The sequence below is a fragment of the Streptomyces sp. WAC 06738 genome, from assembly GCF_003945505.1.
Lineage (GTDB): Bacteria > Actinomycetota > Actinomycetes > Streptomycetales > Streptomycetaceae > Streptomyces.
Map to the genome: position 1 here is coordinate 203,451 of NZ_CP029618.1, position 15,778 is coordinate 219,228.

Below are 15,778 nucleotides of genomic sequence, written 5' to 3' on the forward strand. Positions count from 1 at the left end.
CCCCGCGGAGCCCCTGACGGGCCCCGCGGGGTCAGGCATCGGGCCGGCCGGGCGGCGGGGAGCCGCCCAGCCGGCCGAGCAGCATGTCGTCCGCGTACGGGCCGTAGAGCCCGACGACGGTGTCCAGCTCCATCCCGGCCAGCGGTTCGATCGGCACCACGTAGCGCCCGGTGACCAGCCCGACGAGCAGCGAGGCGACCAGCGCCGCGCGCAGTTCGGGGTCGGGCGCGGGGATGCGGCGGGCGAGGGGCAGCAGCAGTTCGCCGCCGGCGACCTCGCGGAAGAGCTGCGACGCCTCGGGGTGCTCCATCGCGGAGCGGAAGACCACGAGGAGCGAGGGGCGGGTGGCGGCGTCCTCCCAGCGGGTGAGGAAGCCGCGCAGCAGCCGGCTGCCGGGCCCGCCGGGGCACTTGCCGTCCGCGGCGGGGTCGTCGGCGCTGTCGGTGTCGGCGACCTCGTCGAGCAGCCGCGGCAGCTCCGGCAGCAGCTCCTCGGCGCGCATCGTCTCCCGGATCACCGTGGAGAAGACGTTCTCCTTGCTGCCGAAGTGGTACATCACCAGCGCCGGGTCCACCCCGGCGCGTTCGGCGATGGCGCGCACGGTGGTGCCACGGTAGCCGTGCCGCGCGAACAGCTCGACCGCCGCGAGCCGGATCAGCTCGCGGCGGTCCTGCCCGGCTTCCGGCGGCTCGTCCGCCGGCCGGCCGCCGGGCTCGTGGGGCGGCGCCATCAGGCCGTCCGCGCGGAGGCGCTACGGGCCGGGGCCACGGCGGCGGCGGGCACGATGACCATCAGCGGGCGGAAGGGACGGATCCGCTCCATCGCCACGGTGACGAGCCAGGCGCCGGCGGCCCACAGCGCCAGCGTGAGCAGCGGTCCGCCGGCCGCGTTGCCGTCGAAGTACAGCACGCGGCGCAGCAGCGAGACGGTGCTGCCCATCGGCAGATACTCCGAGACGGCACCGTAGAAGGCGGGTTGGAAGTGCGGGTCGACGACGCCGCCGGAGGAGGCGAGGCCGAGCGGGAGGACGAGCAGCGCGCCGACGGCGATGCCGAGCGCACCCAGCAGCGCCTGGCACGCCGCGACGACGCCGACGACGGTCAGCGACAGCAGCGTGGTGACGCCCAGCAGTTCGAGGAAGTGGCCGTCCAGGGTGCCGGTGAGGGGCCCGGCGAAGAGCGCGCCGGCCACGCCGGCGACGACCGCGTAGCAGAGGCAGGACAGCCAGCGCCTGGCGGCTCCGACGTGGGCGGCGGCCAGGCTGAGCACGAGCTGGAAGATCAGCGCGCCGATGGTGAGGGCGACACACAGCAGCACCGCGCTGACCCCGCGGGAGTCCTTCTCCGGCAGCGGGGCGACGTCGTCGACCTTCTGCGGGGTGCCGAGTTGCGCGGTCAGTTGCTCGTACGCCGTGGTGGCGGCGGTCTTCGGGGCGTCGCCCGCGGCACTGGCGACGAGCAGGGCGGGGGGCTGCTTCGGCGAAGGGCCGACGACGATGGCGCCGAGGACGTCCTGCTCGCGCAGGGCGGTGCGGGCCTCGGCCTCGTCCGCGTACCGCTTGACCTCGAACGCGCCGGGGGCGGCCGCGTCGAGCTGGGCTTCGACCTGCGCGACCGCGGGACCCGGCCCGGCAAGGCCGAGCGGCATGTCGCTGGGGGCGGGGTTGCGCAGTCCGGGGATCATCAGCCCGGCGAACGCGAGGACGAGGAAGAGCCCGAGTACGACCGGGCCGAACAGCACGCGGTTGGTGCCGGAGCCGCCGGCTTCCGGCGCTTCCGGGGGCGCTTGCGTCGGCATCCGGGCCGGCGCCGCGCCGTGGGGGGACCCTGCGGCCGGTGTGGTCACGATCTGCTCCCTGTCATTCGCAAAGAGAACACTTCTGTTCAACGGACGTTGAGGATCCAGTCTGGCGCGGCCCCCGCGGTGCCCGCAACTCCCCCGCCGCGAGCGCGCGTTGCCGCGGCGAAAGGGCCGGTCAGCAGCCTTTTGGCGGGAATTTAGGTACGGGTACCAACCTGTCGGCACAGCGCCCGATGCGCGGCTGCCGGACGAAAGCCGCCCTCGCGCCCTTGACACCACCCGAGCCGCCGCCGCCGAATGATCGAATGGCCCTGATGCACGGAAGACTGCTGGCCGTCAGCGACCTGCACGTCGCCTACCAAGAGAACCGCGACATCACCGCAGGGCTGCGCCCCACCGCGCCCGGAGACTGGCTGATCGTCGCCGGCGACGTCGGCGAGCGCGTCTCGGACATCGAATGGACCCTCGGACTCCTCGCCGAGCGGTTCGCCAAGGTCGTGTGGGTGCCCGGCAACCACGAGCTGTGGACCCACCCCGACGACCCGGTCACCCTGCGCGGCGAGGAGCGCTACCGGCACCTGGTCGAACTCTGCCGCGGCCTCGGCGTCGTGACGCCCGAGGATCCGTACCCCGTCTGGGACGGCGAGGGCGGCCCGGTGACGATCGCGCCGCTGTTCGTCCTCTACGACTACTCCTTCCGCGTCCCGGGCGCGGCGACCAAGGAGGAGTCGCTGCGCCTGGCCCACGAGGCCGGCGTCGTCTGCACCGACGAGTACTTCCTCCACCCCGACCCGCACCCCTCCCGGGACGCCTGGTGCCGGGAGCGGGTGGCGCTGACTGAGCGGCGGCTCGCGGCCGTCGACCCCGCGCACCGCACGGTGCTGGTCAACCACTGGCCGCTGGTGCGCCAGCCGACCGACATCCTGCGCTACCCGGAGTTCGCGCAGTGGTGCGGCACGACCCTCACCGCCGACTGGCACCGCCGCTTCCGCGCCGCCGCCGTCGTCTACGGCCACCTCCACATCCCCCGCGTCACCTGGTACGACGGGGTCAAGTTCACCGAGGTCTCGCTCGGCTACCCGCGGGAGTGGAAGCGCCGCCCGCCGCGCGAGCTGCTGCGCACGGTCCTGCCGCCGTCGTCGACGGCCACGGCGGCGGCCCCGGCGGGGCGGCCCAGGGAACTCACGACCACTCCCGAACGGGCCCGGCTGCTCCAGGAGTTACTGCCCGGAGGGGTGACCGCGGCCGAGGCGTTCACCGATCCGCCCGAGCCGCCCGCGGAGCGGCTGTACCCCGAGGAGGCCCGGGCCGTCGCCCGGGCCGTACCGCACCGGCAGGCGGAGTTCGCGACCGTACGGCAATGCGCGCGCCGCGCCCTGGGCACGCTCGGCGTCGAGTCCGCGCCCCTGCTCCCCGGCCGCCGCGGCGCACCGCAGTGGCCCGCCGGGATCGTCGGCTCCATGACGCACTGCGCCGGCTACCGCGCCGCCGCCGTCGCCCGCCGCGGTGAAGTCCTCGGCATCGGCATCGACGCCGAGCCCAACGAGCCGCTGAAGGACGGCCTCCTGGAGGCCGTCGGGCTGCCGGAGGAGCAGGAGCAGGTACGCGCCCGGATGCGCGGCCCTTCCGAAGTCTGCTGGGACCGGCTGCTGTTCAGCGCCAAGGAGTCGGTCTTCAAGGTCTGGTACCCGCTGACCGCGAGGGAGCTGGACTTCGACGAGGCCCGGATCGACGTCGACCCGGACAAGGGGACCTTCACCGCCCGGATCCTGGTCCCCGCCCCCACCGTCGACGGCATCTCGCTGGCGCACATGAACGGCCGGTGGCTGTGCCGCAGCGGCCTTCTCGTCACCGCCGTCGCGCTGGCCGCGGGGGCCGGCGGGGACGGCGGGTAGGTGCGGGCGGCGCGGGGCGGGACGGGCCCGGTGCCCCGGACCGTCCCGTATCCGCCGGGCGACGGCGTGGGCACGATGGGCGGGGAGCGGACGGTCGGCGTCCTGTACGACGCGGGCTCGGCCGGTGCCGCGGAGGTCGCGGCCGCCGCCCGCTTATGCGGGGTGGAGCTGTTCCTCGTCGTGGACCGGGCCTCCGCACACGTACGGGAGCTGCTGCCGGTGCTGACGCGGCGGTTCGCGCTGTGCGACATCACCGGGCTGGACGCACATGACGCGGCGATGGCGGTCGCCGTGTTCGTACCCGACGGGCTGCTGACGTTCAGCGAGCACCGCATGGAGCTCACCTCCGTGATCGCGGCGGCGCTCGGCATCCCTTACTGGCACACCCCCGCGGTCACCGGCCGGCTCGTGGACAAGCTCCAGCAGCGCCGTACGTTCGCCGAAGCGGGCCTGGACGACCTGCCGTTCGCGCTCGTCGCCGACGCCGCCGACCTCGACGCCGCGCTGGACACGGTGGGCCTGCCCGCGGTGCTGAAGCCGCGGCGCGGTGCGGGCGGCCGGCTCGTGCACCGGCTCGACAGCGTCTCCGGCGCCCGCGCCGCCGTCGCGGCCTGCGCGGACGCAGCCCCCGGTGCCGACCTGCTGGTCGAGGCGCTGCTCCCGGGCGATCCCGGGGCGGCCGGGGCACAGTGGGGCGACTACGTCTCCGTGGAGACGGCCGTGCACCGCAAGGAGTGCCAACCGCTCTGCGTGACGGGGAAGTTCCCGCTGGTCGAGCCGTTCCGGGAGCGCGGCTCCTTCGTCCCGCACACCCTGGACGCACCGCTGGCTGAATCCGCGGAGGACCTGGCCGAGGCGGCGATCGGGGCGCTGGACATCAGCGACGGGATCGTGCACACGGAGCTGAAGCTCACCGCGGACGGGCCCCGGCTGATCGAGGTCAACGGGCGCCTCGGCGGCCTCGTCGGCGACGTCGTACGGCGCGGATCCGGCTTCGACCTGGTGGCGGCGGCGATGCGGCTCGCGCTGGGGCTGCCGGTGCCGGACTCACCGCGGTTCGAGGGCGTCACGTACCAGTACACGCTGCTGCCCCCCGCCCGCGGGACCCGGCAGAGACCCGCGGCCGGCCCGGAGGACCAGGCCGCCCAGCTCGACGGCCTGCGCCACCTGCCCGGCGTCGACCTCGCCGACCTGACCACCGCCGCCGCGCTCCCGCCCGACCCCCGGGACGGGGCGGGCGCACGCCTCGGGTACCTGCACGGCCGTACGGCCGACCACGCCGAACTCGCCCGGCTGGCAACGGCGATCGCCGAGCTGTGCCGCCCGGTGCCCGGCACCGTCTGAGGCGGCCGCGCGGGGCGGAAGCCGGCGGGGCGGCGATCGCTCCGTGACTCGTCCGGGGGCCGTTCGTTTGGCGGTACGAGCCCCGCCCGCACGAGCCCCCCCGTGGATGGCCCCAGATGCCGACGAGCAGCCGCGACGGCGACCGCCCCCGCGACCGGGCACCCGCCGCCGCACCGGGCTCGGAAGCGCTGCTGCGCTCCGGCGAGTTCGACCCCACGGCGGTGCAGTTGCGGCCGACCGACCTGGCACGCAGACGCCGCCGGCGGCGGGTCGCGGCGGCGCCGGCGGCCGCGGCCCCCGCGGGCGCGCCCCCCCCCGCTCGGCGGCAGCCTGGCGACGGGGCGTGAGCGCACGCCCCGGTGGGGGCAGGGGCATCAGCCCCCACTTCACGTGTTGAAGGTAAGGGGGCGCCGGGAAGCGGCGCCGAGACTCGGGGTCCCTGCGTGCGCGAGCGCTTTCCCGGCACCCCCTGCGGGGCCGGGAGTGCTAGGAGTTCAGCGTCCACTTCTGGTTCGCGGCTCCGGTGCAGGTCCAAAGCTGCGTCGGCGTTCCGTTGGCCGTCGAGCCGCCCACCGCGTCCAGGCACTTGTCCGCGGGCAGGTTGACGATGTCGCGGGTGGCCGAGTTGTACGACCAGCGCTGGGCGCCCGTGCCGTTGCAGTCGTAGAGCTGCACCCTGGTGCCGTTGGCGGTGCCGGCGGCGGCCGCATCGAGGCACTTGCCGAGGGCGCGGATGGTGCCGTCGGTGCCCACGGTCCAGCGCTGCGCGGAAGTGCCGTTGCAGTCGTAGAGCTGGACCGCGGTGCCGTTGGCGGGGTTGGCGCCTGCGACGTCGAGGCACTTGCCGCCGGCGCCCGTGAACGTGCCGGAGTTACCGCCGCCGTCGGAGGTGCTGACGCGGACGTAGTCCACGACGAGTTGCTGCGGGAAGGAGGTGCTGCCGTCGGGGTCGCCGGGCCAGTAGCCGCCGACCGCGAGGTTGAGGATGAGGAAGAACGGCTTGTTGAACACCCACTGCCGGCCGCCGAGGTCGGCGGGCGTGCGCCGCTGGTAGACGGTGCCGTCGACGGACCAGGTGATCTCGTTCGGCGACCAGTCCACGGCGAAGGTGTGGAAGCCGTTGGCGAACTGCTGCCCGCCGGGCAGCGTGTACCCGCCGCCGATGCCGCCGGAGCCGGAGTACCCGGGGCCGTGCAGGGTGCCGTGGACGGTGCCGGGCTCGAAGCCGACGTTCTCCATCACGTCGATCTCGCCGCTGGCCGGCCAGCCGACCTGGCCGATGTCGTTGCCGAGCATCCAGAACGCGGGCCACATGCCCTGGCCGCGGGGGAGCTTCATCCGGGTCTCGACGTGGCCGTACGTGGTGGTGAAGCGGCCGGAGGTGTTGAGCCGCGCGGAGGTGTACTCGCACCGGCCGTACCAGCACTGGTAGTTGCCCGGGTTCTCGCGCCGGGCGGTGATGACCAGGTTCCCCTGGCCGTCGAGCGCGGCGTTGGCGTTGCCGGCGGTGTAGTACTGCCGCTCGTGGTTGTTGACGTTGTCGCCGGTCTCGATCAGCCACTTGCCGCCGTTGACGGCCGAGCCCGCGGGGCCGTCGAAGTTGTCCTCGAACGTGACGGCGTAGGGCGCGGCTTCCGCCTTTCCGCCGCCTTCGGGGGCCGGTGCCGAGCCGGCGGCGCCGGGCAGCGGCACGGCCAGCACAGCGGCGAGGGCCGTGGCGACGAGCACGGCCTTGCGGAGCGGATGTCTGCGTCGTCGTACGAACATGGAAGCTCACCTCGATGCGTCGTGGGGTCGAGCGTGGAGCATGGTCCATACCTTTGCGCGAGGTGAGTGAACTCTCTTCACGTCATGCAGTCAATGGGTCCGGCGGGCACGCTCGGTGTTCAACTCCCGGAGGTCGTGCGACCGCACCCCTTGACAACGCACCCGCACCTCACGACGCTCTGAGAGCGCTCTCTGTACGCCCGGCCCGCCGGGCAGCTCCCGCCGCGGGCCGTGTACGCCCCCACAGCGAAGGAGCCTCCGCATGTCCCCCGCGCACCCGACGTGGCCCAGACGCCACCGCGGCCTGCTGACGGCCGTCGTCGCCCTGCTGTTATTCGCCTGCTACGCGGTCGCCGACCGCGCCGGCACGGCCGCGCACGCCGCCGTACCGCCCGCGTCCGGCCCGGCATCCGCGGCATCCGCGGCCGCGGGTGACCCGCCACCCGCCTCCTTCTGGGGCGACACGGGCGCCATCCCGCCCGCGCGGAACGTGCTGACCGTGCAGATCCTCAACAGGACGAACGGCCAGTACCCCGACGACCAGGTCTTCTGGTCCTTCGGCGGCCAGACCCGCTCGATCGCCCAGCAGCGGTACGTCGACATGCCCGCCAACTCCGCCGGCCGGATGTACTTCCACCTCGGCTCGCCCGACAGCCGGTACTCCGACTTCATCGAGTTCACCGTCGGCCCCGACGCCTTCCACGGCAACACCACCCGCGTCGACGCCTTCGCGCTCAAGCTCGCCATGCGGGTGCACGGCCACGACGGCACGGACCGGCAGGTCGGCGAGGACTACGCGACGTTCCAGGAGTCCCGCGAGGCCACGTGGCAGAAGTTCGCGGCCGCCATGCCGCCGGAGTTCGCGTCGCTGAGCCAGGTGCAGGCGCCGTACCGCATCCCCTCCCCCGGCAACGTGCCGGACTTCCAGCCCGGCGGGAAGCACGCCGCCTACATGAGCGACTACGCCAGGTCGGTCGGGAAGAACGTCACGACGCAGGAGGTCTTCGGCTGCTCCGGCCCGCTCGCGGGCGACGCCCCCGGCTGCGCGGCGCTCAACCGGCACGTCGCCGAGCTGCCGCAGAACCAGTGGGGCGACCCGAGCCGCTTCTACCGGCAGGCTCCGGCCAACTACTACGCCCAGTTCTGGCACCAGCGCGCGATCGGCGGCCTGGCGTACGGCTTCCCGTACGACGACGTCGCCGACCAGTCGTCGTTCGTCTCGGTCCAGGACCCGCAGTGGATGGTGGTCGCCGTCGGCTGGTGACGGCCGGGCGCCGCACCCCGGCCGTGACCCCCTTGATGCCGCCGGGAGTGGCGGCGAGCGCGCCGGGATCCTGCGGGGCCTGGTAGGCGGCGGGGAGCGTGGCGGAGAATCCGTGGCCCGGCAGGTCGATCGCGAGGGAGCGGTGTCCGCGCAGCGCGAGTTCCGGCCTGGAGCGGCGCGAAGGAGAAGGAGTTCGCGAACGCCCCGTGGACGAGGACGAAGGCCGGCGTGTTCTGCATGGCGCCACCTCACGCACGACGATCAGCGGGGACGCGGACGGGGGTGATTCACGCGCGGGCGGTCTGCGGTATCCCGCGGTGAATTCCCCTCGCATTCCGAACGGGAATGCGCGCGTACGGGCCCGGCCGTGGCCCGTGGCCCGTGGCCCGTGGCCGGGGAGTCTCCGCCCCGGCCACGGGAGGTGTCGTACCTGCGGTCCGGCGGTTAGGGCGCGTCGACGACGATGCGCCCGTCCATGGGCACGAGGCTCGCGAAGCCGCCGCCGTAGTTGGCTTCGACCTGCGCCCGCTCGGTCGCGTTCGGGACCGGGTTGGTGCAGCTCACGCCGGCCGTCGAGCCGGACATCAGCGACGAGCACGGACCGGGCTTCCGGTCGGGCAGCCCGAGGCTGTGGCCCAGTTCGTGCGCGGCGATGCGGGTCGTGTTGTACCCCTCGTTCACCGCCTGGCGGCCGAACCAGACCGTGGCGCGTCCGCCGGGGCGGACCGGGCCGAGGGTGGCCCGCGGCCAGCCGTCGTCGGCGATGACCGTGATCTCGGCGCGGGTGCCCGCCGGGGCCTTCGCCAGTTTGACGTTCTGCACCGTGGAATTCCACTGTTCCGCGCCCGCGGCGACGGCGCCCTTGAATTCACCGGCCTGGCTGTCGTCGTAGTACAGCGTGGTGGCGACGGCCGTACGCTCCGGTGCGGGAGCGGGGGCGGCGGTGGCCCCGGGGGCGAGGACAGAGTGACGATTGCGGCAGCGGCCATAACGCCGATACCCAACTTTCGCAGCATGCGGGGAGCCCTCCTCTTGGTGTGAGAATCGAGCACTACTGCGCGACCCCGATAAGGGTCGGCCCGAGTGTAGGAGCGGCGCTCCGCGGCCCACAAGAGGCGGCAATGGCAGCAGATTTCACCTTCTTACGCCATCTCGGCGCGGTCCTCTGTATTCCCTGAGCGGCGCACACGGCCGATTTCGTACGGGCGGAATCCGGTCGCGTGCCGCGGGTCATTCTTCCGGAGTAGTCGGGAAGTCGAGACGGATTGCGCCTCAGGGCCGATCCGCCGCGCCGGACGTCTTGTCAGACTGCACGGGTACGCTGACCGCGGGCGGCGGGGTCCGCGGTCCCGCGAGGACGGCGGTGGAGGGGACGTGGGCACGCAGGCAGAGCCCGGCGGGGCGGACCGGGCGCCGCGGGTGGTGATCGCCGACGACCAGGCGCTCGTCCGCACCGGCTTCCGGATGATCCTTGCCGCGGACGGCATCGACGTCGTCGGCGAGGCGACCGACGGCGAGGAGGCGGTGGCCGCCGTCCGCCGCAGCCTGCCCGACGTGGTGCTGATGGACATCCGCATGCCGGGGATGGACGGCCTGGAGGCCACCCGCCGCCTCCTCGGCGCGGACGGCAGGGCAGCGGCGGCGGGGCCGGGCCCTGGTCCCGGGCCGGGTTCCGGGCCGGGTTCCGGGCCGGGCGCGCCGCGGGTCATCATCCTCACCACGTACGACCTCGACCAGTACGTGTACGCCGCGCTGGCCGCCGGCGCCAGCGGCTTCCTGCTCAAGGACGTCACCCCCGAGCATCTGGCCGCCGCCGTCCGCCTCGTCCGCTCCGGCGACGCGCTCCTCGCGCCGTCCATCACCCGCCGCCTGGTGGAGCGCTTCGCCACCCGCGACGACCGCGCGGTGGCGCTGCACCGCGACCTGTCCGCGCTGACCCGGCGCGAGTTGGAGGTGCTGGAGTCCCTGGCGCGCGGCCACAGCAACGCGGAGTTGGCCGCCAGATTCCGGCTCAGCGAGGCGACCGTGAAGACGCACGTGGCCCGCATCCTCGCCAAGCTCCAGCTCCGCGACCGCGCCCAGGCGGTCATCGCCGCCTACGAAACGGGCCTGATCACCCCCGGCTCCGCGCAGCCCCCGCCCGGACCGTGACTCACCGCTGGACGAACTTGCTCGGCGGCGGGCCGAGGTAGCTGTGGCGTACGCCGCCGGTGTCGACCACCAGCTTCTGCACCACCACCGTCGGGTCCACCATCCACAGCTTCAGCACGTGCACGCCCGGACTGGTCACGCGGTGCTCCGTCACCGTGACGGTGGCGTTGTCCGAGGTGTTGCGCTCCCACTGACGGTTCATCCGGCCGTCGTCGGCGCCCGTGACCCGGGTGACGTTCACCGTCTGCGGGGCGTCGTCGTCGAAGGCGACGGCGTAGCGCAGCCCGTCCGGGGTGAGGACGCTGTTGCGCGGCGAGAGGTACGCGGCCACGCGCAGGGTGCCGGTGGTGAAGAGCGTCATCGTGTACTCCAGCCTCGGCCCCTGGCCGGCCGGCCGCGGGGAGGCGGTCACCGGGAACGGCGCCATGCCGCTGCCGGTGCGCCCGATGCCGGGGATGCGGCGCCAGGCCACCCCGGCGGCGGCGACGGCGCGGGTGTGGCGGTCGGCCTCCACCGAGACGCAGCCGCCCGCCTCGACGGAGCCGGCGAGCGCGGAGTGGCGCGCGGACGGGCGGTGCACCCGGGCGTGCACCTCCACGGTGCGGCCGGCGCCGCTGACGACGATGGGCACGGTGGTGGTGCCCCGCGGCGCGCGGGCGAAGTCGACGCGCAGCGTGGCGCGGATCTGGGAGGTGACCCGGCCGCGCGGACGGTCGACGCGCAGCCACGGCACGGCGGGCTCGATCTCGTAACCGAAGGGGCTGCGGCCCCGGTTGAAGACCTCGATGTACGGGGCGGGGCCGCTGTCGTACGGGCTGACCTCCGGCAGCACCGCGGGCCCCGCGGCGTCCGGCCACCACTGCTCGGAGCCCTCCACCGCCACGCCCAGCAACGCGCCGGCGACCGGGTCGATGCGCCTGACCGCGGGGAAGACCTCGTCGGGCAGCGCCTCGTTGTCCTTCTCCGGCTGCTGCCAGGGGGCGTTGGGACCGTAGCGCTCGACGTCGCCGTAGCCGATCTTCGGCTGGGTCTGGAAGCCCTGCCACTTCCCGCCGGAGAGCGTGTGGTTGTAGTAGTCGGCGAGCGCCTGGTCCTCGGCGAACAGGGCGTCGGTCTCGGCGGCGAGCTGGTTGGCGGCGGCGCGGCCCTGCGCGGCGTAGAGGAGGTTGGTGAACTCGGCGCGGCGCAGCGCGTAGACGACGGCGGTGCCGCGCACGGCGTAGCGGACGAGCTGGAAGTAGGCCGCCCGGTCCGCGCGGTCGAGGCGGGCCTCGACGCGGTCCGCCCTGCGGGCCAGCTCCTGCCACTCGTCGGTGACCCGGTCCAGCTCGCCGTAGTTGACGCGGCTGAAGGGGGTGGCCTGGTCGTCGTAGACGACGGCGGCGGGGTCGGTGGCGGGGTCCCTGGCCGGGTCGAGGGTGATGCGCCGGTTGAGCAGTTCGGGCTTGCGCCGGGCCTGGAGGCGGCCGTACTCGTGGAGGATCTCGGCGATCTCGGCGGCGTGCCGGGGGCCGAAGTTCTCGGCCGCGTAGCGGCGTTCCCACTCGGGCAGGGCGTCGGCCGGCCAGCGGTCGGGGTTCCAGGCGTAGTCCAGGAAGAACTGGGTGGGCAGCTCGTTGGACTTCAGGTCGCCGACGTTGGCGACCCACAGGTTGCGGATGCCGTACGCGTACGTCTGGTGCAACTGCTCCCACGTGCTGGCGAGGTTGGCGGTGTCGACCCACTTGTAGTTGCGGCCGCCGCCGACGTAGTCGAAGTGGTAGTACAGCCCGTAGCCGCCGGACCGGGGCGGCAGCGAGGGGTCCGGTACGCGGCGCAGGTTGCCCCAGTTGTCGTCGGTGAAGACGACGGTGACGTCGTCGGGCGCCTGCATGCCGCTGTCCCAGTAGTGCTGGACCTCCTTGTACATGGTCCACACCTGCGGCACGGCGGCCGCGTCGCCCAGTTCCTCGGCGAGGATGCCGCGCTCGGTGGCGATGATGCGCTCCATCAGCTCGATGCCGTCGCCGTCGGGGAGCGAGGTGTCGCCGTTGCCCCGCATCCCGAGGGTCACCACGCCCTCGAAGCCCTCGGCCGCCATCCGGCGGATGCCGTCGCGCCAGTACGCCCGGATGGCGGCCTCGTTGCGCACGAAGCTCCACTCCCCCGTGCCGCCGTACGGGTCGTGGCCCTCGGTGACGATGTTCCCGTTCGCGTCGCGTACCGCGGGGACGGCGTGCCGGTTCCACTCCTCGATGCCGCGCATCATGGGCGCCTCGTGCGAGGTGCCCATGACGATGCCGTACGCGGTGGCGGTGGCGTGGTTGGCGGGGTCGTCCTCGGCGAAGGCGCGGCCCCAGACGGCCGGCCACAGGTAGTTGGCCTTGAGCCGCAGCATGGCCTCGAAGACCTTGGCGAAGAAGGCGCTGTTGAAGCCGCCGGGGTGGCCCTCGGCGTGGCCGGGGCCGAAGAAGCCGGGCGCCCAGCGGCCGAGGGCGGGGTTCTCGTCGTTGATGAAGATCCCGCGGTACCTGACCGCGGGCGTGCCCTGCGAGAACCGGCCGGGCAGCACGTAGAGCGCGTCGTGGCGGCGGGGCGGGACGTCGGCCCAGAAGTGCCAGGGGGAGACGCCGATGCCGCGGGAGACGTCGTAGATGCCGAAGATGGTGCCGCGCTGGTCGCTGCCCGCGATGACGAAGGCGCTGTCCAGGCCGGGCAGCGGGTCGGTCACGACCTGATGCAGCGAGGTCTCCCACCGGCCCTCGATACCGCTGACGTCGAGCTTGCCCGCGGCGATCAGGCCGTCGATCAGCGGGCTGCGGCCGATGGTGCCGACGAGCACGGCGGTATGCCCGGAAGGCGCGCGGTCGCGGGTGAGCGCGGGACGGACGCCCGTGACCCGCTCCAGGTCCGCGCGCAGGTCGCCCAGCGCGCGCAGCACACCGGGGAAGTCGCCGCCATCGGCGACCAGCGGCGCGGCCCGGCCGCCGGCGACGAGCGGGAACCGGCCGGCGCCGGGGCCGTGGGCGATGTACGCGCCGGGGTCGGTCGGCCGCGGCGGGTCCTGCGGCGGTGCGGCGGCGGCCGGGCCCGGCAGCCCGAGGACCCCGCCGGCGGTCGCGGAGAGCGCGCCGAGGCCGAGACCGGCGCCGAGGACGCGGCGCCTGCTGACGCCGTCGCCGGGCGGGGAGTCGGACGCGGGAGGCGGGTCGTGCCGGGAGTCGCTGCTGTCCATGCCGGGCCTTCCTTCGCCGAGCCGTCAGAAGCGGGCGGCAATGTTTCGTAAAGCATCTCGAATGTTTCAGCGCAACCTAGGGTGAGGCCATGGGAAGGTCAAGACATCGCGCGGCGGCGGGTGGCGGGGCTACCATCCCGCCATGAGTGGTGCTGGAGTCCAGTTCGACGGAGAGGCCCCCGCGGCCGGCGAGGAGCCGCAGGCCACCGCCACGCTGGCGGCGATCGCGGAGGCCGCCGGCGTGTCGGCGTCGACAGTTTCGAAGGTCCTCAACGGCCGCTCCGACGTCTCCCCCGGCACCCGCGCCCGGGTGCAGGACCTGCTGCGCGAGCACGGCTACCGGCGCCGCGGCGGCGGCGCCCGCCAGGCCCCGCTGCTCGACCTGGTCTTCCACGAGCTGGAGAGCGCGTGGGCGATGGAGGTCATCAGGGGCGTGGAGAACGTGGCCAGGGCGGAGCGGCTCGGCGTGGTGCTCTCGGAGAGCGCGGGGCGGCTGACGCCGGGGCAGACGTGGGTGGAGGACGTGCTCGCGCGCCGGCCCGCGGGCGTCATCCTGGTGCTCTCTGACCTCTCCGCGGACCAGCGCGCGCAGTTCACCGGCCGCGGCATCCCGTTCGCGGTGCTGGACCCGGCGGGCGACCTCGCCGAGGACGTGCCGTCCATCGGGGCCACGAACTGGCAGGGCGGCCTGGCCGCCACCCGCCACCTGGTGGGCCTGGGCCACCGCAGGATCGGCGTCGTCGGCGGGCCGCCGGAGATGATGTGCAGCCGGGCCCGTATCGACGGCTACCGCGCGGCGCTGGGCGTCGCCGGGCTGCCGGTGGACCCCGAGCTGATCCGGGAGGGCGACTTCCACCACGAGGCGGGCTACGCCGCCGGGCGCGAGCTGCTCGCCCTGCGCGACCGCCCCACCGCCGTCTTCACCGGCAACGACCTCCAGGCCCTCGGCCTGTACGAGGCCGCGCGCGAGCTGGGCCTGCGCATCCCCGACGACCTCAGCGTCGTCGGCTTCGACGACCTGCCGGTGGCCCGCTGGATCGGCCCGCCGCTGACGACCGTGCGGCAGCCGCTGACGGAGATGGCCGAGGCGGCGGCCCGGCTGGTGCTCGACATCGGCCGCGGCCACGAGCCGGTGACGCGCCGCGTCGAGCTGGCGACGAGCCTCGTCACCCGCAACAGCACGGCCCCGCCGCCCGGGCGCTGACGGCACCCGGTACCCCCGGGGAACCGAAACTTTCGAACGGGCGACGACCCGGCTCTCACCGCCGCCCGGCGGGCTTCGCGGTCTCCCGCCCGCGGTCGGCGCCGGGGTCGTGCAGGGCGGCCGGTACCGGGCCGGGGCGTACGACGGGTGCCGGCCTGCGGCGCCCCGGGCTGGCCGCGAGCGTGTAGCCGACGAGCACGCCGACCGAGAGGACCGCGAGCCGCCCCGCGGCCGGCGGGCTGTCGGGCGGCGGGTCGTAGCCCCCGTCCTCCAGCCCCGCCGCCTGCTCGAAGTGGTTGTACGCGCCGGGGAAGAACACCTCGTCCGCCGCGTACAGCGCGGGAAACGCGGCCGGCCCCGCGAGCAGCGACCCCAGCGCCCACTGGTCGGAGTGGCGCGCCTCGTGCTCCGACAGCTTCCGCATCCGCGGCGACTGCGTCTCGGCCCGCTGGTCGGTGAGGAAGACGGTCCCGTACATCGTGCCCGCGCGGGCGAACCCGTCGTCGAGGATGACCGCGGTGGTGCCGTTCGCCGCACAGCGGTACATCTCGCCGCCCTCCCCGGCCGCGTACAGCAACGCGGCGCCGGAGACGGGGGCGTTGAGGACCGTGCGGGCCGTCTGCCACACCCCGCCGCCCTCTCCCGGCGCCGCGCACGGCCGTATCTGGCCGCCGAACCCGAGCACGGCGAAGGCGCACGCGAGCACCGCCTGCACCACCGTGCCCCACACGACGATCAGCACCCGCCGCCGCGACGGACGCGCACCGCGCAGCGTGCCGACGACCGCGAGGAGCAGCCCCGCGAGCCCACCGCAGATCAGGCAGGCCGCCCACCACACCGCTCTGCGCTCGACCGGCCTCGCCGGGGCCCGCCGGTCGGCCGGGACCGGCAGGGAGGTGGGTCGCTCCAGAGTCGCTGTGCCGGCCGCCATCCGTCACCCCTGTCTCACACCGACGCACTGGGCTCTGCGCGCCGCCGCGGACCGGGCCACAGCCGAACCCCGCCGCCGCGCGGCGGGGTTCGGCAACCTGAGTCGTTGCATGCAGTCGCAGATACGTCCTCAGATTACGGTACCGTAACGAATTGACGTCGAACTGGCCTCGAATTCCGGCCGCTTCCGACGGGAAGGGTGTGAATGG

General features: G+C 74.2%; 11 protein-coding genes and 3 pseudogenes. 7 read left to right on the plus strand and 7 right to left on the minus strand.

Annotated elements, in window-relative coordinates; genetic code table 11:
* Nucleotides 1-31: 31 nt before the first annotated feature.
* Together DMB38_RS00645 and DMB38_RS00650 are read right to left on the minus strand one after the other, a co-directional pair.
* On the minus strand, nucleotides 32-730 hold the full coding sequence (locus DMB38_RS00645) for a TetR family transcriptional regulator (protein WP_125933473.1): 699 nt from the start codon (nucleotides 728-730) through the stop codon (nucleotides 32-34).
* Nucleotides 730-1,845, minus strand: coding sequence for a hypothetical protein (locus DMB38_RS00650; RefSeq protein ID WP_125933474.1), 1,116 nt, complete (start codon nucleotides 1,843-1,845; stop codon nucleotides 730-732). Before DMB38_RS00650 ends, DMB38_RS00645 begins: the two co-directional genes overlap by 1 nt.
* A gap of 260 nt (nucleotides 1,846-2,105) precedes the next feature.
* On the opposite strand from DMB38_RS00650, the pseudogene DMB38_RS36545 reads away from it, so the two are divergent.
* From DMB38_RS36545 to DMB38_RS00665, 4 genes and pseudogenes are all read left to right on the plus strand, one after another.
* Nucleotides 2,106-2,933: pseudogene (locus DMB38_RS36545) on the plus strand (metallophosphoesterase); the annotation flags it as partial.
* A 102-nt stretch (nucleotides 2,934-3,035) separates the two neighbouring features.
* The gene (locus DMB38_RS36550; protein WP_240662658.1) at nucleotides 3,036-3,695 is read left to right on the plus strand and encodes a 4'-phosphopantetheinyl transferase superfamily protein; all 660 of its coding nucleotides are present in this window, start codon (nucleotides 3,036-3,038) and stop codon (nucleotides 3,693-3,695) included.
* A 30-nt stretch (nucleotides 3,696-3,725) separates the two neighbouring features.
* Nucleotides 3,726-5,039, plus strand: coding sequence for an ATP-grasp domain-containing protein (locus tag DMB38_RS00660; protein ID WP_240661877.1), 1,314 nt, complete (start codon nucleotides 3,726-3,728; stop codon nucleotides 5,037-5,039).
* 116 nt (nucleotides 5,040-5,155) lie between these two features.
* Nucleotides 5,156-5,386, plus strand: coding sequence for a hypothetical protein (locus DMB38_RS00665; RefSeq protein WP_125933476.1), 231 nt, complete (start codon nucleotides 5,156-5,158; stop codon nucleotides 5,384-5,386).
* Between the two features lie 139 nt (nucleotides 5,387-5,525).
* Here DMB38_RS00665 and DMB38_RS00670 read toward each other — a convergent pair whose 3' ends face one another.
* Complete coding sequence (locus DMB38_RS00670) at nucleotides 5,526-6,767, minus strand: glycoside hydrolase family 16 protein (protein WP_125938728.1); 1,242 nt, start codon at nucleotides 6,765-6,767, stop codon at nucleotides 5,526-5,528.
* Between the two features lie 301 nt (nucleotides 6,768-7,068).
* On the opposite strand from DMB38_RS00670, the gene DMB38_RS00675 reads away from it, so the two are divergent.
* A complete protein-coding gene (locus tag DMB38_RS00675) occupies nucleotides 7,069-8,070 on the plus strand; it encodes a glycoside hydrolase family 64 protein (RefSeq protein WP_125933477.1) in 1,002 nt (333 codons plus the stop codon).
* A 22-nt stretch (nucleotides 8,071-8,092) separates the two neighbouring features.
* On the opposite strand, the pseudogene DMB38_RS36555 reads toward DMB38_RS00675, so the two are convergent.
* Together DMB38_RS36555 and DMB38_RS00685 are read right to left on the minus strand one after the other, a co-directional pair.
* Nucleotides 8,093-8,309 (minus strand): annotated as a pseudogene (locus tag DMB38_RS36555) (alpha/beta fold hydrolase); the annotation flags it as partial.
* A 205-nt stretch (nucleotides 8,310-8,514) separates the two neighbouring features.
* Nucleotides 8,515-9,059 (minus strand): annotated as a pseudogene (locus DMB38_RS00685) (snapalysin family zinc-dependent metalloprotease).
* A gap of 385 nt (nucleotides 9,060-9,444) precedes the next feature.
* On the opposite strand from DMB38_RS00685, the gene DMB38_RS00690 reads away from it, so the two are divergent.
* On the plus strand, nucleotides 9,445-10,221 hold the full coding sequence (locus DMB38_RS00690; RefSeq protein ID WP_125933478.1) for a response regulator transcription factor: 777 nt from the start codon (nucleotides 9,445-9,447) through the stop codon (nucleotides 10,219-10,221).
* Nucleotide 10,222: 1 nt separating this feature from the next.
* On the opposite strand, the gene DMB38_RS00695 is transcribed toward DMB38_RS00690, so the two are convergent.
* Nucleotides 10,223-13,435, minus strand: a complete 3,213-nt coding sequence (locus tag DMB38_RS00695; RefSeq protein WP_125933479.1) for a glycosyl hydrolase 115 family protein — start codon at nucleotides 13,433-13,435, stop codon at nucleotides 10,223-10,225.
* A gap of 142 nt (nucleotides 13,436-13,577) precedes the next feature.
* Here DMB38_RS00695 and DMB38_RS00700 point away from each other — a divergent pair, with 142 nt between their 5' ends.
* Complete coding sequence (locus DMB38_RS00700; protein WP_125933480.1) at nucleotides 13,578-14,639, plus strand: LacI family DNA-binding transcriptional regulator; 1,062 nt, start codon at nucleotides 13,578-13,580, stop codon at nucleotides 14,637-14,639.
* 55 nt (nucleotides 14,640-14,694) lie between these two features.
* Here DMB38_RS00700 and DMB38_RS00705 read toward each other — a convergent pair whose 3' ends face one another.
* A complete protein-coding gene (locus DMB38_RS00705) occupies nucleotides 14,695-15,570 on the minus strand; it encodes a hypothetical protein (protein WP_125933481.1) in 876 nt (291 codons plus the stop codon).
* Between the last annotated feature and the right edge of the window lie 208 nt (nucleotides 15,571-15,778).